Origin of the sequence: Clostridium arbusti SL206, assembly GCF_000246895.1 — a bacterium.
Taxonomy (GTDB): domain Bacteria; phylum Bacillota; class Clostridia; order Clostridiales; family Clostridiaceae; genus Clostridium_I; species Clostridium_I arbusti.
Map to the genome: position 1 here is coordinate 1 of NZ_BAEV01000032.1, position 23569 is coordinate 23569.

Consider the following 23569-nt stretch of genomic DNA (forward strand, 5'->3'; position numbering starts at 1 on the left):
TTTTTACATATCCTTTTGTTATTTATATAGGATCATCAGATAAATCATTTTTCATAATAGCAATTTCTCTTCTCTTAATAAGATCATTTATAACATTAAAAATATTATATCCACAATTTGGTTTTGAAAACTTCATGCAATTATGTTTCATTAATTCCAAAGTTTTAGGTGAAAAAAGGAGTTTTTCTATTTTTTCTTTGCAATTAGTACCATCACCAATGCTAATCCCCAGGTTGTGTTTTAATAAAAATTCTTCATTTTTCTCTTCTTGACCAGGTATAGGAGAAAAGAGAACTAAAGGTATTTTACATATTAAGGCTTCGGATATAGTTAAACCACCAGGTTTTGTAATGAGAACATCACTACATTGCATGTACTTATTGACAGCTTTAGTAAATCCAAGTATTCTAGTTTCTACTTTAGAATTTTTACTAATGGATGTTAGTTTTGTATAAAGTCTTTTATTACTTCCTGCAACCACTATTATCTGAATATTTTCTGTGGAATCAGCAAGCTGAGAATATATTGAAGATATTCTTCCCATACCAAGACTTCCGCCCATTATAAGTATGACTTTTTTATTAGGATCTAATTTTAATTCTCTGAGAGTTTCATCTTTATCATATAATGTAAAAAAACCAGAAAGTACAGGAATACCTAAATCAAATATAGAGTTTTTATTTATACCTCTGTGAACCATTTCTTCTATCATATCATTATTGGAAACTATATATGAGTCAACTTGTGGATATATCCAAAAGCTATGAGGTGCATAATCTGTAATTATACAAACAATGGGTATATTAATTTTATTTTTCTTTTTCAATATAGATACCATTTCTACAGGGTACCAGTGAGTACATATTATTATGTCCGGTTTAAAATTATTTATGGCAGGTAATATCTTATAAGCCATAATTTCAGTTAACTTACTTTTAAAAGATGATATACTAGCATCTTTATCATTATCTTCTGTGAATTTATAGATTTTTCCAAATAAAGATGGTGTAATTTTTAATGTATTTAGGTATCCGCCTACTAAAACTTTATTTAAAATTGGATTTATATATCGTATTGTATCCAATATTTTAATTTCTGAGCCTGGTTCAAATTTTAAAATATAGTCTTTAACTGCAAGAGCCGCATGTTTATGCCCTCCGCCTGCTGAAACTGAAAGTATTAAAGCTCGCATTATATTTTCACCTTTCAATTAGATTAAACTGTAAATATTAATTATATATGCATACATTATATTATACAACTTAATTATATAGGATATTAATTCAATTATATAAAATTTAGCATAAAGTATAAACATTTTTCTGTGCTTTTTATAAAAATTATTACTGTATAACTATTATTTGATGAATAAGGTAAAGGATAAATACAAATAATAGATTAAAATAAAGGCTTATAAACAAAGGAGATTTTTGCAATGAATACAAGTAAAAAGAGAATAGTATATACTATAACAGTAGCCTTAATTGTAGTATTTTCAACTACCTTTGCAATTCTTATGACTCTTGAAAGAATTGATTATAGAAATTATTTAATGGGCGAATACAGTAAAAGTATGTATCAATTAATAAACTCAGTTGAAAATATAGGAAGTAATCTGGCTAAAGTTCCTGTACTTGGTTCAAAGGATCAAGATATTGTTGCATTAGAAGAAATATTTAGATACTCATCTATAGCTAATGACAAGTTACACTCACTTCCTATAGATGAACAGCAATTAAGTGGAACTAGTAAATTTATAACTCAAGTAGGGGATTTCTGCTATACATTAGGTAATAAGGCTACTCAAGGAGGAGAGCTTTCAGATGATGATATAGCAAAAGTTGAAATGTTAAAGAAGCAATCATACACTCTTGAAAATCAACTTAAAAATGTACAAAACAACATAAATAATGGTGATGTTAAGTGGGGAGAAATAAGAAAAAAGGCTAGTGGAGCACTATTAGCTAGTAACAATGACAGTTCATTATCTAATAACTTTGAAAGTATTCAAAAACAAATAGTTCAATATCCTTCACTTATATATGATGGACCATTTTCAGATAATAACTTAGAAATAAATCCAAAAATCAATTCAGCAAAAGATGTAACAGCAAGTGAAGCTGAACAAGTTGTAAGAAAAGCTATTGGAAATGACAAAATAGAAAGCGTTGAAAGACAACAAGATGTAAATAAACAGAAAATTCCTTGCTACAATTTTAACGTTAATATAAAAGGTAGAGATAAGGATGCTAAAGTATCTTGTGAGATTACTAAAAAAGGTGGAATGATATATTATATTTTAGATAATAGAAATATTGATAAACCTAAGATAGATGTAAATAAAGCACAGGATATAGGAAGTAAATATCTAGCTGATATGGGATATAAAAATATGACACCTACATATAGCTTGATCTATAATAATACTGCTATTATAAGTTACATTTATAATATAGGCAATACAGCAGTATATCCAGATCAAATAAAACTTAAGATTGCACTGGATAATGGAAATATAATTGGTATGGAGTCAGCAAAGTATCTTACAGCCCATGATGAGTCTAGAACAATACCAAATGAAAATACTCTTATAGGTGAAGATAAAGCTAAGGAAAGAGTTAGCAAAAGGTTAAATATTACTACCTCTAGATTAGCTATTGTACCTACAGAGGCAAATAAAGAAGTGTTATGCTACGAATTTGTAGGAAACTACAACGGAGATTCCTTTATTGTGTATATAAATGCACAGACAGGGTATGAGGTAAGAATACTTCAAATAAGAAATACACCAAATGGTAAGCTTACAATATAATATAATCATATGATATAATAGAACCGCAGAAGAAGAAAACTTAACTTACTGTGGTTCTTTTTTTAGTAGTTAGTAAATTGTAAAATATAGTTAGACATATGAAAATAAATAGTAAGGCATGTGAAAATAAATAACAAGTCAAAGATGCGAGGTGTATTTTGAATTATACAATGAAACAGGTTCTGATGATAGTGGTGCTATCAGAAGGTTCTGTTGACGTAGTAGGATTCAAAATAGACTAGCATACTGACTAGTTATTTATTTGAATATGCCTAAGTTAAAGATCACAGGTCTATTAAGATTTAATTATTTTTAGAGGAGAGAATTTATATGAAAAAGAAAATAGCTATATTATTTGGTGGAAAATCAACTGAACATGAAGTTTCAAGAGTATCAGCATCAGCTGTACTTAGAAATATTGATATATCTAAATATGATGTTTATCCAATAGGAATAACAAAAAGTGGAGAATGGTTTGAATATACAGGAAGTGTAGAGAAAATAGAAAATGGACAATGGGAAAAAGATGAATATTATAAGAAGCCAGAGGGACAGGCGGTTTTGTTTAATAAAGAAGTAGATGTAGTTTTCCCAGTACTTCACGGACTATGCGGAGAAGATGGTACAGTTCAAGGATTGTGTAGACTTATAGATATTCCATGTGTAGGACCTAATGTTATGTCTTCAGCGGTATGTATGGATAAAGTTTATACTAAATATGTATTAGAGAACTTTGGAATAAAGCAAGCCGATTATGTAGTAGTAACAGCAATAAAGTATAGTGAGAATAAAGACCAAATAATAAAAACAATAGAAGAAAAACTAGATTATGATGTATTTATTAAACCTTCAAATAGCGGATCTTCAGTAGGTATTACTAAAGCACATAATAAAAAAGAGTTAATGGATGGAATAGAGGAAGCCTTAAAATATGATAGAAAAGTTTTAGTTGAAAAAGCTATTAATGCTAGAGAAGTAGAAGTAGCTGTACTTGGAAATGATAAACCACAGGCTGGAGTACCGGGTGAAATACTTCCTGCTAAAGAATTTTATGATTATGAAGCAAAATATGAAGATGCAGAATCAAAATTGATGATACCAGCAAACATGAATGATAAGGAACTAGAGAAAATAAAGGAACTTGCTACAAGAATATATACAGATTTAGACTGTGCAGGTATGGCAAGAGTAGATTTCTTAGTAGATAAAGTAACTTCAGAAATATACTTAAATGAAGTAAATACTATACCTGGATTTACCAAGATAAGTATGTATCCTAAAATGTGGGAAGCAGCAGGGAAGTCTTATAAAGATTTAATTAGTGAACTTATAGAATTTGCCGTAGAAAGAAATAACAATTAGTAATTGTTTGCAAAATAATGTTGATTTTCTAGTTGGCTAGTGATTTAATATTCATAAAGCAGAAAAGATAACTTTATATTATGATTGGTTTATCTGATGACTAGCAGCTGTAACACTCCCATCGCACTCTGTGAAAGCGATTCACACAAAATCTAAGATTTTGGTTCTTTGCTTTTCTTTAAGTGGGAGATAACAGCTGCACGTCCCTAGATAATTCATCTAAACTTAGTGGGAGAAACACACTCCAACTAAGTAAGATTCATTGATATTGAGGAGATAAAAAGATGAAGAAAAAAGCTATTATAACTATTTCCAGTATACAAGGAGAAAAAGAAGATGCTGTAGAGGTTGTTACTCCTGGAAGCTTTTATGAAGAGGATAATTCTTATTATGCTGTTTATGAGGAAACTGAAATATCAGGTATGAAGGGAACTACTACTACATTGAAAATAAATCCACAAGAGCTTATATTGTTAAGAGAAGGTACTACAAATGCTAATATGCACTTTGCTCATGATTCGAATAATTTATCTATGTATGATACACCGTATGGTACCTTAAGAATGGAAGTAATTACAAAGGAGATAGATATAGCTGTGAATGATGAGGGTGGAGATATAGCTGTGAAATATGATATGAATATATCTGGTCAAAAAGTTCCGGGCACATCTCTTGATATAAATATAAAAGTGCAATAAGGCATGTGAAAATAAATAATAAGTCAAAGATGCGACGAATATTTTGAATTATACAAGGAAACAGGTTCTGATGATAGTGGTGCTATCAGAGGGTTCTGTTAACGTAGTATGATTCAAAATAGACTAGCATACTGACTAGTTATTTATTTGAATGTGCCTAGCATCATGTTGATTAAAAGGGCTGTTCTTCAATAGAAGAACAGCCCTAGATAATTTATTAAAATAATTTATTTTAATGATGCTTTTATAAAATCTCTGAAAAGTGGATGTGGTTTATTTGGTCTTGATTTGAATTCAGGATGGAATTGAACTGCAACAAACCAAGGATGATCTTTAATTTCCACAATTTCTACTAGTCTTTCATCTGGACTTGTTCCTGAAAGTATAAGTCCTTTTTCTATTAAACTAGTTCTATATTCATTGTTAAATTCATATCTATGTCTATGTCTTTCATAAATAACTTGTTCGTCGTATGCTGACATAGCATTTGTGTCTTTAGATAATTTACATGCATATAATCCAAGTCTCATTGTGCCGCCTTTTTCATCTATATCCTTTTGATCAGGCATTAAATCTATAACTGGATGTTTAGTATCAGGAAGTATTTCTGAGCTATGAGCATCTGAATAACCTAATACATTTCTTGCATATTCTATTACTGCACATTGCATTCCTAAACAAATTCCGAAGAATGGTACTTTATTTTCCCTTGCCCATCTTATAGATTCTATTTTACCTTCTATACCTCTATCTCCAAAACCGCCAGGTACTAATACTCCATCTACATCTTTTAATATATATCCAACATTTTCAGCAGTGACATCAACGGAGTTTATCCATTTTACATTTACGTTTGCTCCATTTGCAAGCCCACCATGACCGAGAGACTCTACTACAGAAAGATAAGCATCATGTAATTCAACGTATTTTCCTACTAGAGCTATGGTAACTTCTTTAGATAAGTTCTTTAGTTTATCTACCATTTGTATCCATTCACTATTATCTACTTCCTTATTGCATCCTAAACTAAGTTTTTCGCAAACTAAATTATCTAATCCTTCATTATGAAGTAATAATGGAATTTCATATAAATTTTCTGCATCTAGATTTTGTATTATAGATCTTCCATCTACATTACAGAATAAACCGAGCTTATTTTTCATATCTTCTGATAATTCTTTTTCTGAACGACATACTATTATATCAGGTTGAATACCTATACTTCTTAATTCCTTTACAGAATGCTGAGTTGGTTTTGTCTTTATTTCACCTGCTTTTCTTAAATAAGGTACAAGTGTTACATGTATAAAGCATGAATTTCCACTTCCAACTTCATATTTTATTTGTCTTATAGCTTCTAAGAAAGGAAGGGATTCTATATCTCCGACAGTTCCGCCTATTTCAGTTATAACGACATCTACGTCTTTTTCTTTAGCAACTCTATAAACTCTGTCTTTAAGTTCATTTGTTATGTGAGGAATTACCTGAACTGTTCCACCAAGGTAATCACCTTTTCTCTCTTTAGATATAACAGACCAATAAACCTTACCAGTGGTAACATTACTATTCTTACTTAAATTTTCATCTATAAATCTTTCATAGTGTCCAAGATCCAAATCTGTTTCAGCACCATCATCTGTAACAAAAACTTCTCCGTGTTGGTATGGACTCATAGTTCCAGGATCAATATTTATATATGGATCAAATTTTTGAATAGAAACTTTTAATCCTCTATTTTTAAGCAATCTTCCAAGTGAAGCCGCTGTTATTCCTTTACCTAATGATGAAACAACGCCACCAGTTACAAAAATATATTTAGTAGTTTTCATTTAATAATCCTCCCAATGTAAAACAATTATATAAATTTAAAACATATAACATTAAAAATATGAAAAATTAGTTGACAAACCCATAAAATAAATCTATAATAGAAATTACCCTACAAAATATTTAAAATGGGATTGTTGTGTTCTTACTAACATAAATAACATTGTAACATATATATTTATGTTTTTCTACATTTTTTTTATTTTTTATAATGATTTTTTTATGTCGTCTTCGATTTCAAAATATTCATCTCTAAAATTCTTATTTATAAAAAATTTTTCTTTTGCCTTTTTAAAATTATAATTCAAAGATTTCTTACTGTAATTGGGGAAGTAAGTATTTATTACATCTAAATTCATACATTTATATTTATTTAAAAGTAATAAAAGCATGTATTTGGAATTTCTATCCTTTAATATTTTTATAAGCTCATCTTGAGAGATATTTTTATATTCACATATAAATTCAATTATTCTTTGGTATTTACTATTAATTTCCATGTGCAACACCTCATTTAGAGTATTATCCAAATATTGCAAAAATAAACTTGCCTTAAATAAATTAAATCTAATAAGGCATATGAAAATAAATAGTAAGTCAAAGATGCGACGTATATTTTGAAGTCTACAAGGAAACAGGTTCTGAGGATAGTGAGCTATCTGAAGGTTCTGTTGACGCAGTAGGATTGAAGCAAGTTCTTAATTCAGGTGGGGATTCTTTTACCCCATCTGAATTTTAGAACTGCAAATGCATGGCTTACTTGGCGTTGAACTCCCCCTTGAAGAAAAGCAGAGTGCGTGGGAGACTTACGCCAAGTTAGTCAGGTCAAAATAGACTAGCATACTGACTAGTTATTTATTTGAATATGCCTAAATGATGAATTTAATATATAATTCTAATATTTTACTGGGGATAATTTGCCAATAACGAAGTAATCATGTTGATTTATAGGGAAAAGGTGAGGCAAGTAATATTGTTAATGTAAATATTTTTCATTGATTTTAAAGGAATTTTTAAAGAACTATAGAATAAATATATTAAGTAAGATAATATAAATCACAGATTTTATTTTGATAAGGTAATTGGGGGTGTGGAGTTATTGATATATGATACTAACCTAAGTCTCGCTTTAAAAAGTGAAATAGGACAATATGAAATTAAAAAAATTGTGCTATTTGGAATAAATAACAGTGATACTAAATTTGAAAATCTATATATTAAATATACTGGAAATAGAGAAATAAAATTCAAAGTTAAATGCCCAATATGTCATAAATATCATTATTATACCTATAAGTTAGAAGATTTCTTTAAGAAAACAATACTTATAGGTGGTTGTGAGGTTTTAGGAGACCCAATATTTTTTGTGGGTAAAACTAAACAGATAAATGAAAGAATAAATAAATATATGAAAATTAAAAATAAAGTATGCGCAATGATATAAGTATAGGGTTTCCTTATACTTATTTATGTTACGTGCATTATAAAGTAAACAAGAAGCTATAATATGTATGAAAACGTAACAGTTAAACTTGAAAAGTTGTTACACTATGTTATTATTATAAGTAGAGAAATAGATTATTCATATATATAATGGGGTTGTAAAATCAGGTATCTATAATGATGGAGGAAATCATGAACGAAGATATGGAAAAATGTGAAGATAATTTAAAGGAACTTTGTAATAAAATGATTTGTTTATTGGATCAACTTAGGGATAAAGGACTTATACATGAGGAAGAATATAAAAGACAAGTAAATCTAAAAAAACGATTTTTAAATAATACATATTAGTATAGAAAAATACAATATGAATTTGTATTTATTATATTATCCTGCATTTTTTTATGTTATATTCTGAAAAATAATAATCTTTAAATTTTTCTATTCTACTAATATTTCTTTTGTTTACATTCTCTCTGATCCCACCTTTTATTAATTGTTGAATTTTATAATATAAGTATAGTATAAAAATTTCATTTTTGTTCTAAAATGAAAAGAAAAAGTGATATGATTTTGTAGATAATTTGAAATATCTATTGTTTTAATGTGACTTTAAGGTTATTATTAGTAGAATGAATGGAAATTTTTAAAGTGTTAAAGTTTTTGTTGTTTTTATGGATGAGAAGTAAAAAATAGGTTATAATCTATAAAAGTTAAATTTCATATCTGATAATTCTTTGCAAATTCCCTAATGATTGATTCTAAAATATAATATGGAGGTGTTGTCTTTTTGTTTAGCGTTGACTTGGAAAGTAAGACTCTCGTACAACTTAAAGAAGTGGCAAAAGGGCTAGGAATAAAAAATATTTCAAAATTTAAAAAGAAGGAACTTATTGAAGAGATTAAAAGGGTTTCTCCGGTTTCTATAAAGAAAGATGGAGTTGTACTTAGAGAAAAAATATCTCCAAAAATAAGCGAAAATGTAAATAAAAATAGTGATGCTAAAAATAAAGAAGATGTAATCGTTAATGCTAATGAGACGTCAACAGTATCAAATGTAAAAGGTGCAGTTCAGTTAAAAAATAATACAGTTGAAACTACTAGTAATAAAGTTAAGGATGCTAGTAATAGAGTTGAGAATAACAGAGTAGAATCTACGAAAAAAGTAGAACCTAATAATAAGGTTCAGTCTACTAGGGTTTATGATAGGAAAGAATCTCAGGATACTAAAAATAATCTTGAACACCCAAAAAGTAGCAGTGAAAAATTTGTAAGAGAAGAAAAAGATGATAAATTCAAAGAAATGATACATGAATCTAATTCTGCAAAGGGTGTTTTGGAATTAGTAGATAATAATAATTTTGGATTTTTGCGTGGTAAAAATTATTTAACTAGTACAGATGATATATATGTATCTCCATCTCAAATAAGAAGATTTAATTTAAAAACTGGAGATGAAGTTGAAGGTAAGGTTAGAATACCTAAAGAAGGTGAAAAATTTAAGGCGCTTCTTTATGTGCAAAGTGTAAATGGTGAAAATCCAGAAAAGGCTGTAGGTAGAAAACCCTTTGAAACATTGGTTCCCATTTATCCAAATAAGAGGCTTAAACTTGAAAAGAATAATAAAGAATTATCAACAAGACTTATGGATATTATGTCTCCTATTGGAAAGGGACAAAGAGGTCTGATAGTTGCTCCGCCTAAGGCTGGAAAAACTACACTATTAAAAACGGTAGCACAGAGTATATCTTATAATCATCCAGAGGTTAAACTCATAGTACTTCTAATAGATGAAAGACCGGAAGAAGTTACTGATATGAAGGAATCCATAAAGGGTGAGGTTATATATTCAACTTTCGATGAGGAACCAGAGCATCACACAAAGGTTGCATATATGGTTTTGGAGCGTACTAAGAGAATGATTGAACAGGGTCAGGATGTAGTAATACTTCTTGATAGTTTAACAAGGCTTGCGAGAGCATATAATTTAACTATAACTCCTACAGGAAGAACTTTATCAGGAGGTCTTGATCCAGGTGCATTAATAATGCCGAAAAAATTCTTTGGAGCAGCTAGAAACATAAAAGAAGGCGGAAGTCTTACCATACTTGCTACGGCACTTATAGACACAGGAAGCAGAATGGATGACATGATTTATGAAGAGTTTAAAGGTACAGGTAATATGGAAGTCCATCTTGATAGAAGACTTCAAGAAAGAAGAATTTTCCCAGCTATTGATATTTATAAGTCTGGAACTAGAAAAGAAAAACTTCTTTTAGCTCAGGAAGAATACGATGCATCATACTTAATTAGAAGAGTGTTATATAATGAGAGTAGTACTCAAAGTGTAACTGAAAAGGTAATAAATCTTTTGAGTTCAACTAAGACCAATAAGGAATTTACAGATATTATAAACAAAGAAAAATGGGAAAGATAAAAATCTTTCCCATTTAATATTACTAAAACGTAAATTATAATGTTATTCTTCTCCTGATAAGTTGAATTTCTTTCTGAATCTTTCAACTCTACCACCAACGTCAACTAGGTTCTGACGTCCAGTGAAGAAAGGATGGCATTTTGAACAAATATCTACTTTAAGTTCAGTTTTAGTTGAACCTGTTGTAAAAGTATTTCCACATGCACATTTAACAACTGCATCATGGTGATACTCTGGATGTATGCCTTCTTTCATGTTTTTCACCTCTTTCAATACACGATAAATAACTACAATATCAACTTTGATATTATACCACATGTATTCAAACTTAGTCAATATGTATAAAAACTACTCTTTAATAAATTATGGAATTCTGTTAAAATGTATTATGTTTATAGCAGGTAATTAAGGGGGAAATATTGTATGTACGGACCGAAGAATCATGGATGGATAGAAGTAATAGTTGGACCAATGTATAGTGGGAAATCAGAAGAACTTATAAGAAGGATAAGAAGAGCAAAGATTGCAAGGCAGAAGGTACAGGTATTTAAACCTGAAATTGATAATAGATACAGTATAGAAGATGTAGTGTCGCATTGTGGTGAAAAAGAAGAAGCTATTCCAGTTAAGGATAGTAAAGAAATAGTTAGGCTTCTAGAAGATGATTCGGATGTAGTAGCAGTGGATGAAGTTCAGTTTTTTGATAAAAATATAGTTGATATTTTAACCGCAATTGCAGATAATGGTAAGAGAGTTATTTGTGCAGGTTTAGATATGGATTTTAGAGGAAATCCCTTTGGATGTGTTCCAAGTCTTATGGCTATAGCGGAATTCGTTGATAAAATACAGGCAATATGTATGTGTTGCGGCAACCCCGCTACAAGAACCCAGAGACTTATAAACGGTAAACCTGCTAATTATTATGATCCTATATTATTAATAGGAGCTAAAGAATCCTATGAGGCACGATGTAGAAAGTGCCATTGTGTCCCGAAAGATGAGGTGTAAAGATGGATGAAAAGCATTCTGTAGGCGGTCAAGCTGTAATTGAAGGTGTCATGATGAGAGGAACTAAAGGCATTGCAACTGCAGTGAGAAAGGAAGATAATACCATAGAATTAAAGGTTGAAGATATAGTATCTTATACTAAAAGAAATAAATTTTTAGGACTCCCTATTATAAGAGGATTCGTATCTCTTGTAGATTCTATGGTTATAGGAATAAAAACTTTGAATTATTCAGCGTCTTTTTTTGAGGATGACGAAGACAGTGAGCCTTCTAAATTTGATAAATTTTTAAATAAGATATTTAAAGAAAAAGCCAATGATGTGGTAATGGCCATATCTTTGTGTATATCTATTGTTTTTGCCGTAGCAGTTTTTTTTGCATTACCTACTTTTGCAGCTAATATATTTAAGGGATTAAATATTCATAATGCAGTAGTTTTAAATCTTTTAGAGGGAGTAATAAGAGTAGTTATTTTTGTTTTATATTTATTTTTTATTGGAAAAATGAAGGATATACAGAGGGTTTTTCAGTATCATGGTGCAGAGCATAAAACTGTATTTTGTTATGAGCACAATGAAGAACTAACTCCTGAAAATGCTGCAAAATATTCTAGATTTCACCCAAGATGTGGGACTAATTTCTTGTTTTTAGTTATGATAATAAGTATATTGGTTTTTTCACTTACCGGATGGAATTCCTTTATTTTTAGAATTCTTTCAAGAATAGTATTACTTCCTATTGTATCGGGGGTAACCTATGAAGTGATAAAATGGATGGGAAGAAGTCATAGTGAATTAGCAAAGGTGTTTTCATATCCAGGGCTAATGCTTCAAAAGCTTACAACTAGAGAGCCAGATTATAGTCAATTAGAAGTTGCTATTAAGGCTTTAAAAGCAGCAGAAGGAATAGAAGATGAAGAAGACATAAATGATATAGAAAATATAAATGCTATAAAAAATATGAAATTGGCAGAGGATACAAAGATATAGAGGATTAAAATGAAAATACAACAACTTTTAACACTAGGCTACGATATATTAAAATCAGAAAATATTGAAACTTACATGATAGATACTCAGCTTATATTAAGTAAGGTTTTAAATAAGGATAAATTGTTTATAATTACAAATAGGAATTTAGATGTAGAAGATTGTAAATCAAAAGAATTTCTTAAACTTATGGAATTTAGAAAGCAAAAAATGCCTGTAAAATACATTCTTCAAAGTACAGAATTTATGGGTATTGACTATTTTGTAAAACCAGGAGTACTTATACCAAGAAATGATACAGAAATTCTTGTAGAAGATGCTATAGATGAGATTAAGACTAGAAATTTAAAAAGTCTTTGTGATGTATGCTGTGGTAGTGGAGCCATAGGAACTTCTATAGCTCATTATATAGAAGATTTACAAGTAAATTGTTATGATATTTCAGATGTTGCACTAGAAGTTACAAAGATAAATATAGAAAGACTTGATCTAGAAAAAACAGTTCGGGTATTTAAAAGTGACTTACTTAGTAAGCCTATAGAAGATAAATGCAGTTTTGATATTATAGTTTCTAATCCTCCTTATATAAAGAAAGATGTTATAGAGACTTTAATGGAAGATGTAAAAAATTACGAACCATTTATAGCTCTTTGCGGTGGAGAAGATGGAATGGATTTTTATAGAAGAATAATTAAAGAATCGAGGAAAGTTTTAAATCCAGGTGGCTTTATAATCTTTGAAATAGGATATGATCAGAGAGAAGAGGTAACTAAACTATTAGAAGATAGTGCTTTTGAAGATGTAATTTGTATTAAGGATCTTTCTGGAAATGACAGAGTAGTTAAAGGAAGTTTATTGAAAAATTAAATTTATGTGGTTATAGGAAACATTATATGTTATAATATAGAATTAGTAAAATATAAGGCATTTTCAAAGGTGCATATTATGAAAATATGTATAAGGTTCTACTAAATATTTCTTTGAAAATTCCTGAATACGGAGTGATAATAATGCTTGAGAGACTCGATTTTATAGAGAATAAATATGAAGAATTATCAATTAAAATAAGTGATCCAACTGTTATGGCAAATCAAAAAGAATGGCAGAAACTTTGTAAAGAACATGCAGAAATGGAAACCATAGTAACTAAATATAGACAATATAAAGAAGCGGAACAAGGTCTTAAAGATGATCAAGAGATGTTAGGCGAAAAGATAGATAGAGAATTAAAAGAAATGGTTGAAGAAGAAATAAAAGAGCATCAACAAAATATAATTAAATACCAGGAAGAACTTAGAATACTACTTCTTCCAAAGGATCCAAATGATAATAAAAACGTATTTGTGGAAATAAGAGGCGGTGCTGGCGGAGAAGAAGCTGCCCTATTTGCTGCTAATCTTTTTAGGATGTATACAAGATATGCAGAAAGAAGAGGTTGGAATATAGAGATCATGAGTGCTAATGAAACAGATATAGGTGGATTTAAAGAAATTGTATTTATGATAAAAGGTGCAGGCGCATATAGCAGACTTAAATTTGAAAGTGGTGCCCACAGAGTTCAAAGGGTTCCGGATACAGAATCCAGTGGTAGAATTCACACATCAACTTCTACAGTTGCAGTTTTGCCGGAAGTTGAAGACGTAGATGTAGAAATAAGTCCAAATGATTTAAGAATAGATGTATTTAGAGCTTCTGGACATGGTGGGCAGTGTGTAAATACCACGGATTCAGCTGTTAGAATAACCCACTTACCAACGAATATGGTGGTTTCCTGCCAGGACGAAAAGAGTCAGCTTAAAAATAAAGAAAAAGCCATGAAAGTTTTAAGAGCAAGATTATATGAAAAGGCTCAAGAAGAGAGAAGTGCAGGAATTGCAGAAGATAGAAAAAGTCAAGTTGGAACAGGAGACAGAAGTGAGAGAATAAGAACTTATAATTTTCCACAAGGTAGAGTTACGGATCATAGAATAGGTATGACACTTTATAAACTTGATTCCTTCCTAGATGGAGAAATAGATGAAATTATAGATGCCCTAATTACTGAAGAACAAGCAGAAAAAATGAAAGCAATAGGTAACGAAGCTGTATAAGTCACTGTATTTTTATTGTAATCAAGAAAAGGTCCTAATTGTTTTTTACTGAGGATAAATAAAATTTCTTTGTTTACTAAGGTGGTGAGAAAAACATGAACATAAATAAAGCTATAAAAAAACAAAGGGCTTCATATAAGAGGTCCATAATAGTCATGATTTTTGTGATTGTTATTCTTCCTACTGCTTGGTATTTATCACAACAAATAAACATATTCTTTTTCATTTATCTGATGATGATAGAAATGTTAATTCTGCTAGCTATGGCCTATAGAACAAAAAACGAATACTTAAAATATAAAATAGATAAATGTAAAATACAAATAAGATTAGGGTTTCCAAAGATTGAAATGAATTTTTTGTGTAAAAAAGTGGATATTATTCATGCAGAAAGTTTTGGGAAAGATATGAAGCTTATTTTAATAACTAAGAGTACTACAAGAAGTAGATTCATCAAAAAAGTAGATATTGATTTTTTAAGAAGATATCCTTATGCAGGATATCATTACGGAAGATTTAAAAAAAATAATCCTGAATATGAGTATTTTTATACGGTGATTTCTACAGGCGGTTATAAAAAATATAAACTGTTGGATGAACTGTACAAATCTTGTACAGGAGCTTTCTTCACTGAGGAAGCTATAATACAAATAAAGGAATATAGAAACTAGGTATTAGATATATGAAAAGAGATATTAGGTGAAATTTACCTAATATATGAATGATTTGTTTTTCAAAAGATGCCTTGTTAATGAATAAATCCCCATATTTATAAATAGAATGTTATAAATGTGGGGTGATTTTTTTGAATATAAATACCATAATAATATTACTATTTGTAAGTGTAATATCACTTCTTGGAACGCTTATAGGATCTTCTGTAGGTCTTTTAATTAAGAATCCATCGAAAAGACTTTTAGGAGCTCTTATTGGTTTGGCAGCTGGTATTATGCTATCAGTTGTAGTTTTTGATCTTATTCCTGAGTGTATAAAAAAATGGAATTTTGCTAGTACTATTGCTACTTCTTTGATAGGTATAGCTATTATTGCTTTTACAGACAAGCTTACAAGCAAAAAAGGTGTAGATTCAAACAAGCATTTGCAGATTGCACTTTTAACAGCTATAGGACTTATGCTTCACAATTTTCCAGAAGGGATAATTATGGGGTGTGGTTTTATAGTAGGTGGAAGTTTAGGGATAAAGATGTGTATACTTATTGCAGTTCATGATATACCAGAGGGTATTGCAGTAGCAGCCCCTATGGTAGCATCAAAAATAGATCCTCTTAAAATTTTTATATATACAGCATTAACGGCATTACCTACAGCTTTTGGTGCTACTATGGGTATTTTTATAGGAGGAGTATCTGAAAGTGTACTGGGTACAAGTCTTGGACTTGCTTCTGGAATAATGCTATATGTAGTCTGTGGAAAGATGATACCAGAAGCTAATACAATTTACTCTGGAATAACAACTACCTTAGGTATTTTAATGGGATTCTTACTTGGACTTGCTATGTGTACAGTTCTATAATATTATTTGACAGTATAAACACTTAATATTAAAATGAAGTCAATTTGTAAATAAAAAATTTATTGTATTAAGAGGGTGTACTTTGAAAATGAATACTAAAGTTAAGGTGTTGGATAGTAATAACTTGGATAAAGACATACTGGCAGAAGTTGGGCAGGTAATAAAAGACAAAGGTCTAGTTGCTTTTCCTACAGAAACAGTTTATGGACTAGGAGCAAATGCACTAGAGGAGGAAGCGGTAATAAAGATTTTTTTAGCTAAGGGTAGGCCTCAGGATAATCCTTTGATAGTTCATATTGCTGACTTAAACGAAATAGAACCTTTAGTTAAAAATATACCTGAAGTTGCCAAAAAACTTATGGAGAAGTTTTGGCCAGGGCCTATGACACTTATACTTGAAAAGACATCATTAATACCAGCAGTTACTTCCGCAGGATTAGAATCTATTGGTATTAGAATGCCTAAGAGTATTATTGCAAGAGCAATAATAAAAGCAGCAGGAGTACCCATTGCAGCACCATCTGCTAATATATCAGGAAGACCAAGTCCTACAGACATAGAGCGGTGTGTAGAAGATCTAAATGGTAAAATTGAATACATAGTAGGAGGAGAAGTTTCTGAGGTGGGACTAGAATCTACTATTATAGATTGTACTGTTATACCGCCTTGCGTATTGAGGCCCGGTGGAATAACTTTAGAAATGCTTAAGGAAATAGATGAAGATATTTATATAGATGAGGCAATAATGAAAAAGCCGGAGAAAAATTTCAAACCAAAAGCTCCAGGAATGAAGTATAGACACTATGCCCCAAAAGCTCCAGTAAAAATTGTTAATGGCGAATTACAAAAAACTGTTGCAAAAATTAATGAAATGGTGCAAAATTATAGGGATGAAGGTAAAAAAGTTGGGATTATGGCTACAGATGAAACTAAGGAAAAATATGAGGATGTTATGGTCATATCTCTTGGAAGTAGAGACAATCTTAATAGTATAGGAAAAAACCTTTTTGAAACGCTTAGAACTTTTGATGATAATGATGTAGATGTTATATTGTCAGAGGCTTTTGAAGAAAAAGGTTTTGGTATAGCAATAATGAACAGGTTAAAGAAATCTGCTGGTTTTAACATAATAGATGCTTGAAAATATAATTGTATTTAGAGTGCATATATTTTTTTACAGTATAAAACATTAATTATGCGAGGAGGAGTAATATGAAGATACTTTTTGTTTGTACAGGAAACACCTGTAGGAGTTGTATGGCAGAAGCAATATTTAATAAACTTTGTAATATAGAAGGAATTTCAGCTTCTTCAGCGGGCCTTAGTATAGTATCTGGAAGTATTACTTCTAAAAATTCAGCTTTATTAGTTAAACAAAATCTAAATTTAGGTTTAGAAAATAGGAAAGCAGTTCAGCTCACTAAGGATATGATTGAAGAAGCTGATTTAATACTTACTATGACAAGTTCTATGGTTAGTATTATTAAAGAAAAATTTAATGAATATGAAGCAAGTGTGTATTCATTAAATGAATATGTTTCCCTTGGTAAGGATATAACTGATCCTTATGGTGGTAATATAAGTGTTTATACTGATACCTTTAATGATTTAAAGGATAGTATAGAACTCTTGATTAAAAAATTTGAAGATAAAGGTATTTGATAAATACATTTATCTTCTTTTTATGTAAGTTAGGCATGTGAAAATAAATAACAAGTCAAAGATGCGACGAATATTTTGAATTATACAAGGAAACAGGTTCTGATGATAGTGGTGCTATCAGAAGGTTCTGTTGACGTAGTAGGATTGAAAATAGACTAGCATACTGACTAGTTATTTATTTGAATATGCCTTATATGAAAAGAAATAATAAGTCAAACATTCACTGGTTATTTCTTTGGAGAAAGTTAAATACTATCTTAAAATAAACTTTTAGAAAAATATTTGGAGGTGCTTGTAATGAAAATAGCATTAGGTAGTGATCATGCTGGTTTATCACTTAAAATAATTATAATGAAACATTTAGAAGAAAAGGGTATAGAAATAAAGGACTTTGGTACATATACAAGTGATTCTTGTGATTATCCTGATTATGCATATAAGGTAGCAAAGGAAGTTGCAGAAAAAAACTTTGATCTTGGTGTACTTGTATGTGGAACTGGTATAGGTATTAGCATTGCAGCCAATAAGGTGAAGGGAATTAGAGCCGCAGTTTGCTCTGATACATTTTCTGCTCATGCTTGCAGAGAACATAACAATGCAAATATAATTGCACTTGGAGAAAGAATTGTTGGACCTGGTCTTGCACTTGACATAGTAGATACATTTTTAAACGCAAGCTTTGAAGGCGGAAGACATGAAAAGAGAGTAAATAAAATTATGGAAATTGAGAGCAAATAGTTCAATTTACTATCTATTTAAAAAATACTTAAGTATAAGGCATATGAAAATAAATAACAAGTCAAAGATGCGACGTATATTTTGAAGTCAACAAGGAAATAGGTTCCTAAGATAGTGAGCTATCTTAGGGTTCTGTTGACGCGGTGGGATTCAAAATAGACTAGCATACTGACTAGTTATTTATTTGAATGTGCCTAAGATGAATTTAGGAGGAACTAAGATGAGTAGGGTAACGCAAATATCACATCCTTTAATATTACATAAATTATCATTCATAAGGGATAAGAATACAGGGTCAAAAGATTTTAGAGAACTTGTAGGAGAAGTGGCTATGCTTATGGCCTATGAAGTAACACGTGATATGCAGATGGAAAGTGTAGAAATAGAAACACCAATATGTAAGACAAAGTGCAAAATGCTGGCAGGTAAAAAGGTAGCAATAGTACCAATATTAAGAGCTGGGCTTGGAATGGTTGATGGAATGCTTAGTCTTATTCCTGCTGCAAAAGTTGGACATATAGGTATGTATAGAGATGAAAAAACACTTCAACCAGTAGAATATTTCTGCAAACTTCCACAGGATATTGAAGAAAGAGACATAATAGTAACAGATCCAATGCTTGCTACAGGCGGTTCTGCCATTGATGCTATAGATCTTTTAAAGAAAAGAGGAGCTAAATATATAAGACTTATGTGTCTTATAGCTTCACCAGAAGGAGTAAGAGCGGTTCAAGAAGCACATCCAGATGTAGATATATATTTAGCATCAATAGATGAGAAATTAAATGAACAAGGGTATATAGTGCCAGGACTTGGAGATGCAGGAGATAGATTGTTCGGAACTAAATAAGGAGATTATATATGTTTAAAAATAAACTTTTCACAATAAGAATTATACTTATAATATTAGTACTTATACTATCTGTTATTGCGTTTACCAATGTTGCAAATAATAAGATAATTATGCCCTCTATACTTGTAGTACTAGGTATACTTCAAATATTTAATGGAATATATTTTTATGGCAAAGACAGAAAAGGATATGGTATATTTTTAGTTATTAGTGGTATATTTCTTGGAGCCATCGCAGTAAGATTTATATTAATGTAATTTTTGTTAAGTAGTAATTGACTTGTGTTAAGCAACAAGCCAATTACTATTTTTTTCAAATAACGATTATTGACGTAATATGTAGGCATAAAATTATATATAAAATGTAGGTATAATAGTCAAAAAAATGTATACATTTTATTATTAAATTATTTTTATAATATTTTATTATGGAATTTGGGGTGTAGCAATGAAAAAACCTTTTAAAATCAACATATTTAAGGAAGATCATAAGCCTAAACTTACTGCTTTTGACTTTATAAAGTATATAGGACCAGGGCTTTTGGTAACGGTAGGTTTTATTGATCCTGGTAACTGGGCATCAAATATTTCAGCAGGGTCTAATTTTGGCTATGCTCTTCTTTGGATGGTAACTTTATCTACTATTATGTTAATAGTGCTGCAACATAATGCTGCCCATCTTGGTATAGTTACAGGGGATTGTCTTTCAGAAGCAGCTACAAAACATATAAAACCAATTGTGAAGAATATAATACTTTTAACTGCTGTAGCAGCATCGGTGTCAACAGCGCTTGCTGAACTTTTGGGTGGAGCTATAGCTCTTCAAATGCTTTTTAAAATACCTATAAAATTAGGAACTGTTATGATGCTGGTATTGATAATTTGGATGTTGTTTACAAACTCCTATAAAAAACTTGAGAGGTGCATTATAGGCTTTGTATCAATTATAGGAATATCATTTATATTTGAATTGACTTTAGTACATGTAGATTGGAGAACTGCTGCTTTAGGCTGGGTAAATCCTACCTTCCCTAAAAATTCTATGCCTATAATAATGAGTGTTTTAGGCGCGGTAGTTATGCCTCATAATCTTTTTTTGCATTCAGAAGTGATACAAAGCAGACAGTGGAATTTAAAAGATGAATCAGTTATAAAAAAGCAGCTTAAATATGAGTTTGCAGATACTCTTTTTTCCATGATAATCGGATGGGCTATAAATAGTGCTATGATTATACTTGCAGCCGCAACTTTCTTTAACGACGGAGTTCAGGTTACGGAATTGAGTCAGGCACAGCAGATGTTAAGACCTCTTCTTGGAAATGGAGCTTCTGTTATATTTGCTTTAGCACTTTTGTTTGCAGGAATATCTTCTACTGTTACAGCAGGAATGGCAGGAGGAAGTATTTTTGCGGGTATATATGGAGAACCTTACGACATAAGTGATAGACACACTAAAGCAGGGGTTTTTATAACGTTGATTTTTGCTGCTATAGCTATATTTTTTATTAGTGATCCCTTTAGTGGCTTGGTTTATTCCCAAATATTTTTAAGTATTCAGCTTCCTATAACTATATTTACTCAAATTTATCTTACTTCATCAAAAAAGGTTATGGGAAAATTCGTAAATTCAATACTGGATAAAATCTTGCTTTGGATAATGGGGATAATTGTTACAGTATTAAATATAGCCTTACTTATAAGCTTTTTTTAGCAAACTGAAAATAGACCAAAATGCTTACAAGTTATCTTTTGGAAATATTTAGAACTTAGATTAATTAAGATTTAAAATTGAATATTTATAATCTTAGGCATATTCAAATAAATAACTAGTCAGTATACTAGTATATTTTGAATCCTACTACGTTAACAGAACCCTCTGATAGCACCACTATCATCAGAATCTGTTTCCTTCCATGCTTCAAAATATACAACCTATCTTTGATTTATTATTTATTTTCATATGCCTTATAAAAAGGACATTATTTTAAGAATAAAAATTAAACAGGCATAGTTAAAAAGTTAGCTATATCTGTTTAAAAAATAATCTTAAAGAGAATGTCCTTTTATTGTATAATTCAAAACTTTTATTATCATTTATATAATAAAATTATAATAAAAACAATATAATATTATTAAATTATCAAAATGATTATTGACATTTATTCATAATCATAATATACTCATAAACATTAAGTAGTTTATATGAGGTGAAACTTATGAGCACTGTATTGAAAAAAATACAAGATACTGCAATTAAATGTGCAGATATTTTATCACAGGTTTTGGGAGTAGATGTAGAAATTGTAGATAGTACATTTGTTAGAATTGCTGGCACAGGAAAGTATAAAGATGGCATAAATAAAAGCATGGAGAACCAAGGACACGTTTATAACAGAGTTTTGAAAACAGGGGAAAGGTATACAATAACTGAACCTGGAAAGCATGAAATTTGTTTAGAATGTCCTAACTATAATACCTGTATAGAAAAATTTGAAATGTGTGTACCAATAAATTTGAATAATCAGGTGATTGGGGTAATAGGACTTATATGCTTTAATGATTATCAAAAGGATAAAATTTTATCAAATATAGATACTTATTCAGTATTTTTAGAACAAATATCTGATCTTATAAGTGCAAAAGCTTCAGAAAGTATAAAAAATGAGAATCTTGCTACCATGGCAAGTCTATTGAAAATTATAACAGATGAGATAGGCGAAGGCGTAGTAATATTAGATAAAAATTATTACATCTCTCATTCAAATAAAAAAGCAAATGAAATATTAAATATCTATGATGGAAGTAGTCTAAAAATGAATGTGGAATTTACTGGAAATTACTTACTGGAAGATCAGGAATTTAGAGTTTTGATAAAGGGTGAAGAGTATTTTTTGGTTGGAAGTGTTAGCGATATCGAAATGGGAGAAAAATATAGATATATATTTACATTTAATGAGAGTAAAACTATAAAGAATAAGATTAATAGACTTACAGATAATGGGGAGGATATTGTTTTTGACAATATACTGGGAACATCATCTAAAATAATGAATATAAAAAAGAAAATACTTAAAATAGCAAAGTCTATATCTACAGTATTGATTACTGGAGAAAGTGGTTCTGGTAAAGAAATGTTTGCTAGGGCTATACATAAAGCTAGTGATAGAAGGGATGAAGCATTTATACCAGTAAATTGTGGAGCAATACCAGAAAATCTTTTAGAAAGTGAACTCTTTGGCTATGTTAAAGGAGCATTTACTGGAGCAGATCCTAAAGGAAGAGAAGGTAAATTTGAATTGGCTAACAAGGGAACAATTTTTCTTGATGAAATAGGAGATATGCCTATTCATATGCAGGTAAAACTTTTAAGGGTAATTCAAGAAAAGGAGATAACTAGACTTGGATCTAACACATCAGTAAAAGTGGATATTAGAATAATAGCTGCTACAAACAAAGATTTAGAAGAGCTCATAAATGAAGATAAATTTAGAGAAGATTTATACTACAGATTGAGTGTTATACCAATAGAATTGCCACCACTTCGTGATAGAATAGAAGATATCAAAATAATAACTTATAATTTTGCTAATAAATATTGCAAGCTTTTTAATAAAAAGTTTATAGGAATAGATGGGGATATATGGAACTATATGTTAAAATATGATTGGCCTGGAAATATAAGAGAACTTCAAAATACAGTAGAGTTCATGATAAATATGATGGATTCAAGCGGAATAATGACAAAAGAAGCCCTACCTAAAAAAATAATGAAAAAAACAAAACAAAATGTAATAAATTCACAAAATAATGAAATGCTAAATTTAAAGCAAATAGAGAAACAAACTATAAAGAATGCACTATATGCATATGGCACAAGTACTGAAGGGAAAAGATTAGCTGCCATAAAGCTTGGCATAGGAATTGCCACCCTATACAGAAAAATTGAGGAATATAAACTGAATTCTTAGCTTCAGATGGTGTTTTTCCCAGCTGAAGGTTAGAAGTCGTTATCTAGAAGCGTGAGAATGTTAGCTCTAGATTCGAAGAAGATAGAGGTTACAGTCACTAGCTGTCAGGCAAACTGAATTCTTAGTTTCAGATGGTATTTTCTCATTTA

23 protein-coding genes are annotated in these 23569 nt (G+C 30.2%); 19 read left to right on the plus strand and 4 right to left on the minus strand.

The window, feature by feature from the left end; translation table 11 throughout:
- Positions 1–22: 22 nt before the first annotated feature.
- Positions 23–1192, minus strand: a complete 1170-nt coding sequence (locus tag RH99_RS07695; RefSeq protein WP_010236170.1) for an MGDG synthase family glycosyltransferase — start codon at positions 1190–1192, stop codon at positions 23–25.
- Between the two features lie 243 nt (positions 1193–1435).
- Between RH99_RS07695 and ypeB the strand changes: the two genes are divergently transcribed.
- From ypeB to RH99_RS07710, 3 genes are all read left to right on the plus strand, one after another.
- Positions 1436–2812: a germination protein YpeB gene (gene ypeB / locus RH99_RS07700; protein WP_010236173.1), complete on the plus strand. Its 1377-nt coding sequence runs from the start codon at positions 1436–1438 to the stop codon at positions 2810–2812.
- A 330-nt stretch (positions 2813–3142) separates the two neighbouring features.
- Entirely contained in the window at positions 3143–4174 is a 1032-nt protein-coding gene (locus RH99_RS07705) for a D-alanine--D-alanine ligase family protein (RefSeq protein WP_010236175.1), read from the plus strand.
- A 284-nt stretch (positions 4175–4458) separates the two neighbouring features.
- Positions 4459–4872, plus strand: a complete 414-nt coding sequence (locus tag RH99_RS07710; protein ID WP_010236177.1) for a YwiB family protein — start codon at positions 4459–4461, stop codon at positions 4870–4872.
- Positions 4873–5099: 227 nt separating this feature from the next.
- Here the strand turns inward: RH99_RS07710 and pyrG are convergent, their stop codons facing one another.
- Positions 5100–6701 (minus strand): CTP synthase, encoded by a 1602-nt coding sequence (pyrG, locus tag RH99_RS07715; RefSeq protein ID WP_010236179.1) that lies wholly within the window; start codon positions 6699–6701, stop codon positions 5100–5102.
- Positions 6702–6905: 204 nt separating this feature from the next.
- On the minus strand, positions 6906–7199 hold the full coding sequence (locus RH99_RS07720; protein WP_010236181.1) for a hypothetical protein: 294 nt from the start codon (positions 7197–7199) through the stop codon (positions 6906–6908).
- A 590-nt stretch (positions 7200–7789) separates the two neighbouring features.
- Here RH99_RS07720 and RH99_RS07725 point away from each other — a divergent pair.
- The 3 genes from RH99_RS07725 to rho all read left to right on the plus strand — a co-directional run bounded on the left by RH99_RS07725 (position 7790) and on the right by rho (position 10579).
- Positions 7790–8143 carry a hypothetical protein gene (locus tag RH99_RS07725; protein ID WP_138990623.1) on the plus strand — a complete coding sequence of 118 codons (354 nt, stop codon included), beginning with the start codon at positions 7790–7792 and terminating at the stop codon, positions 8141–8143.
- 191 nt (positions 8144–8334) lie between these two features.
- Positions 8335–8493 (plus strand): hypothetical protein, encoded by a 159-nt coding sequence (locus RH99_RS19215; RefSeq protein ID WP_158511942.1) that lies wholly within the window; start codon positions 8335–8337, stop codon positions 8491–8493.
- Between the two features lie 439 nt (positions 8494–8932).
- Positions 8933–10579, plus strand: coding sequence for a transcription termination factor Rho (rho, locus tag RH99_RS07730; protein WP_010236186.1), 1647 nt, complete (start codon positions 8933–8935; stop codon positions 10577–10579).
- A 42-nt stretch (positions 10580–10621) separates the two neighbouring features.
- Here the strand turns inward: rho and rpmE are convergent, their stop codons facing one another.
- Positions 10622–10834 (minus strand): 50S ribosomal protein L31, encoded by a 213-nt coding sequence (rpmE, locus tag RH99_RS07735; protein ID WP_010236189.1) that lies wholly within the window; start codon positions 10832–10834, stop codon positions 10622–10624.
- 168 nt (positions 10835–11002) lie between these two features.
- Here rpmE and RH99_RS07740 point away from each other — a divergent pair, with 168 nt between their 5' ends.
- The 13 genes from RH99_RS07740 (at position 11003) to RH99_RS07800 (ending at position 23420) form a co-directional block, all read left to right on the plus strand.
- Positions 11003–11587: a thymidine kinase gene (locus tag RH99_RS07740; protein WP_010236191.1), complete on the plus strand. Its 585-nt coding sequence runs from the start codon at positions 11003–11005 to the stop codon at positions 11585–11587.
- A gap of 2 nt (positions 11588–11589) precedes the next feature.
- Positions 11590–12576, plus strand: coding sequence for a DUF1385 domain-containing protein (locus RH99_RS07745; protein ID WP_010236193.1), 987 nt, complete (start codon positions 11590–11592; stop codon positions 12574–12576).
- A gap of 9 nt (positions 12577–12585) precedes the next feature.
- A complete protein-coding gene (gene prmC / locus RH99_RS07750) occupies positions 12586–13443 on the plus strand; it encodes a peptide chain release factor N(5)-glutamine methyltransferase (RefSeq protein ID WP_010236195.1) in 858 nt (285 codons plus the stop codon).
- A 143-nt stretch (positions 13444–13586) separates the two neighbouring features.
- Positions 13587–14666, plus strand: coding sequence for a peptide chain release factor 1 (prfA, locus tag RH99_RS07755; RefSeq protein WP_010236197.1), 1080 nt, complete (start codon positions 13587–13589; stop codon positions 14664–14666).
- Positions 14667–14761: 95 nt separating this feature from the next.
- A complete protein-coding gene (locus RH99_RS07760) occupies positions 14762–15337 on the plus strand; it encodes a hypothetical protein (RefSeq protein WP_010236199.1) in 576 nt (191 codons plus the stop codon).
- 134 nt (positions 15338–15471) lie between these two features.
- Complete coding sequence (locus RH99_RS07765) at positions 15472–16200, plus strand: ZIP family metal transporter (protein ID WP_010236201.1); 729 nt, start codon at positions 15472–15474, stop codon at positions 16198–16200.
- An 88-nt stretch (positions 16201–16288) separates the two neighbouring features.
- Positions 16289–17341, plus strand: a complete 1053-nt coding sequence (locus RH99_RS07770) for an L-threonylcarbamoyladenylate synthase (RefSeq protein ID WP_010236203.1) — start codon at positions 16289–16291, stop codon at positions 17339–17341.
- A gap of 71 nt (positions 17342–17412) precedes the next feature.
- Positions 17413–17862, plus strand: coding sequence for a low molecular weight protein arginine phosphatase (locus RH99_RS07775; RefSeq protein ID WP_010236206.1), 450 nt, complete (start codon positions 17413–17415; stop codon positions 17860–17862).
- 297 nt (positions 17863–18159) lie between these two features.
- Complete coding sequence (rpiB, locus tag RH99_RS07780; RefSeq protein ID WP_010236209.1) at positions 18160–18600, plus strand: ribose 5-phosphate isomerase B; 441 nt, start codon at positions 18160–18162, stop codon at positions 18598–18600.
- Between the two features lie 220 nt (positions 18601–18820).
- A complete protein-coding gene (gene upp / locus RH99_RS07785; RefSeq protein ID WP_010236211.1) occupies positions 18821–19450 on the plus strand; it encodes a uracil phosphoribosyltransferase in 630 nt (209 codons plus the stop codon).
- Between the two features lie 11 nt (positions 19451–19461).
- Positions 19462–19710 (plus strand): DUF6637 family protein, encoded by a 249-nt coding sequence (locus tag RH99_RS07790; protein WP_010236213.1) that lies wholly within the window; start codon positions 19462–19464, stop codon positions 19708–19710.
- Between the two features lie 190 nt (positions 19711–19900).
- Positions 19901–21163 carry an Nramp family divalent metal transporter gene (locus RH99_RS07795; protein WP_010236215.1) on the plus strand — a complete coding sequence of 421 codons (1263 nt, stop codon included), beginning with the start codon at positions 19901–19903 and terminating at the stop codon, positions 21161–21163.
- 505 nt (positions 21164–21668) lie between these two features.
- On the plus strand, positions 21669–23420 hold the full coding sequence (locus RH99_RS07800) for a sigma-54 interaction domain-containing protein (RefSeq protein ID WP_010236216.1): 1752 nt from the start codon (positions 21669–21671) through the stop codon (positions 23418–23420).
- The last annotated feature ends 149 nt before the right edge of the window (positions 23421–23569 follow it).

Excerpts from the sequence above, each read along its gene's own strand:
- RH99_RS07695 (WP_010236170.1), bottom strand. The coding sequence starts at position 1,192 with ATGCGAGCTTTAATACTTTCAGTTTCAGCAGGCGGAGGGCATAAACAT.
- ypeB (WP_010236173.1), top strand. The coding sequence starts at position 1,436 with ATGAATACAAGTAAAAAGAGAATAGTATATACTATAACAGTAGCCTTA.
- RH99_RS07705 (WP_010236175.1), top strand. The coding sequence starts at position 3,143 with ATGAAAAAGAAAATAGCTATATTATTTGGTGGAAAATCAACTGAACAT.
- RH99_RS07710 (WP_010236177.1), top strand. The coding sequence starts at position 4,459 with ATGAAGAAAAAAGCTATTATAACTATTTCCAGTATACAAGGAGAAAAA.
- pyrG (WP_010236179.1), bottom strand. The coding sequence starts at position 6,701 with ATGAAAACTACTAAATATATTTTTGTAACTGGTGGCGTTGTTTCATCA.
- RH99_RS07720 (WP_010236181.1), bottom strand. The coding sequence starts at position 7,199 with ATGGAAATTAATAGTAAATACCAAAGAATAATTGAATTTATATGTGAA.
- RH99_RS19215 (WP_158511942.1), top strand. The coding sequence starts at position 8,335 with ATGAACGAAGATATGGAAAAATGTGAAGATAATTTAAAGGAACTTTGT.
- rpmE (WP_010236189.1), bottom strand. The coding sequence starts at position 10,834 with ATGAAAGAAGGCATACATCCAGAGTATCACCATGATGCAGTTGTTAAA.
- RH99_RS07740 (WP_010236191.1), top strand. The coding sequence starts at position 11,003 with ATGTACGGACCGAAGAATCATGGATGGATAGAAGTAATAGTTGGACCA.
- RH99_RS07745 (WP_010236193.1), top strand. The coding sequence starts at position 11,590 with ATGGATGAAAAGCATTCTGTAGGCGGTCAAGCTGTAATTGAAGGTGTC.
- prmC (WP_010236195.1), top strand. The coding sequence starts at position 12,586 with ATGAAAATACAACAACTTTTAACACTAGGCTACGATATATTAAAATCA.
- prfA (WP_010236197.1), top strand. The coding sequence starts at position 13,587 with ATGCTTGAGAGACTCGATTTTATAGAGAATAAATATGAAGAATTATCA.
- RH99_RS07760 (WP_010236199.1), top strand. The coding sequence starts at position 14,762 with ATGAACATAAATAAAGCTATAAAAAAACAAAGGGCTTCATATAAGAGG.
- RH99_RS07770 (WP_010236203.1), top strand. The coding sequence starts at position 16,289 with ATGAATACTAAAGTTAAGGTGTTGGATAGTAATAACTTGGATAAAGAC.
- RH99_RS07775 (WP_010236206.1), top strand. The coding sequence starts at position 17,413 with ATGAAGATACTTTTTGTTTGTACAGGAAACACCTGTAGGAGTTGTATG.
- rpiB (WP_010236209.1), top strand. The coding sequence starts at position 18,160 with ATGAAAATAGCATTAGGTAGTGATCATGCTGGTTTATCACTTAAAATA.
- upp (WP_010236211.1), top strand. The coding sequence starts at position 18,821 with ATGAGTAGGGTAACGCAAATATCACATCCTTTAATATTACATAAATTA.
- RH99_RS07790 (WP_010236213.1), top strand. The coding sequence starts at position 19,462 with ATGTTTAAAAATAAACTTTTCACAATAAGAATTATACTTATAATATTA.
- RH99_RS07795 (WP_010236215.1), top strand. The coding sequence starts at position 19,901 with ATGAAAAAACCTTTTAAAATCAACATATTTAAGGAAGATCATAAGCCT.
- RH99_RS07800 (WP_010236216.1), top strand. The coding sequence starts at position 21,669 with ATGAGCACTGTATTGAAAAAAATACAAGATACTGCAATTAAATGTGCA.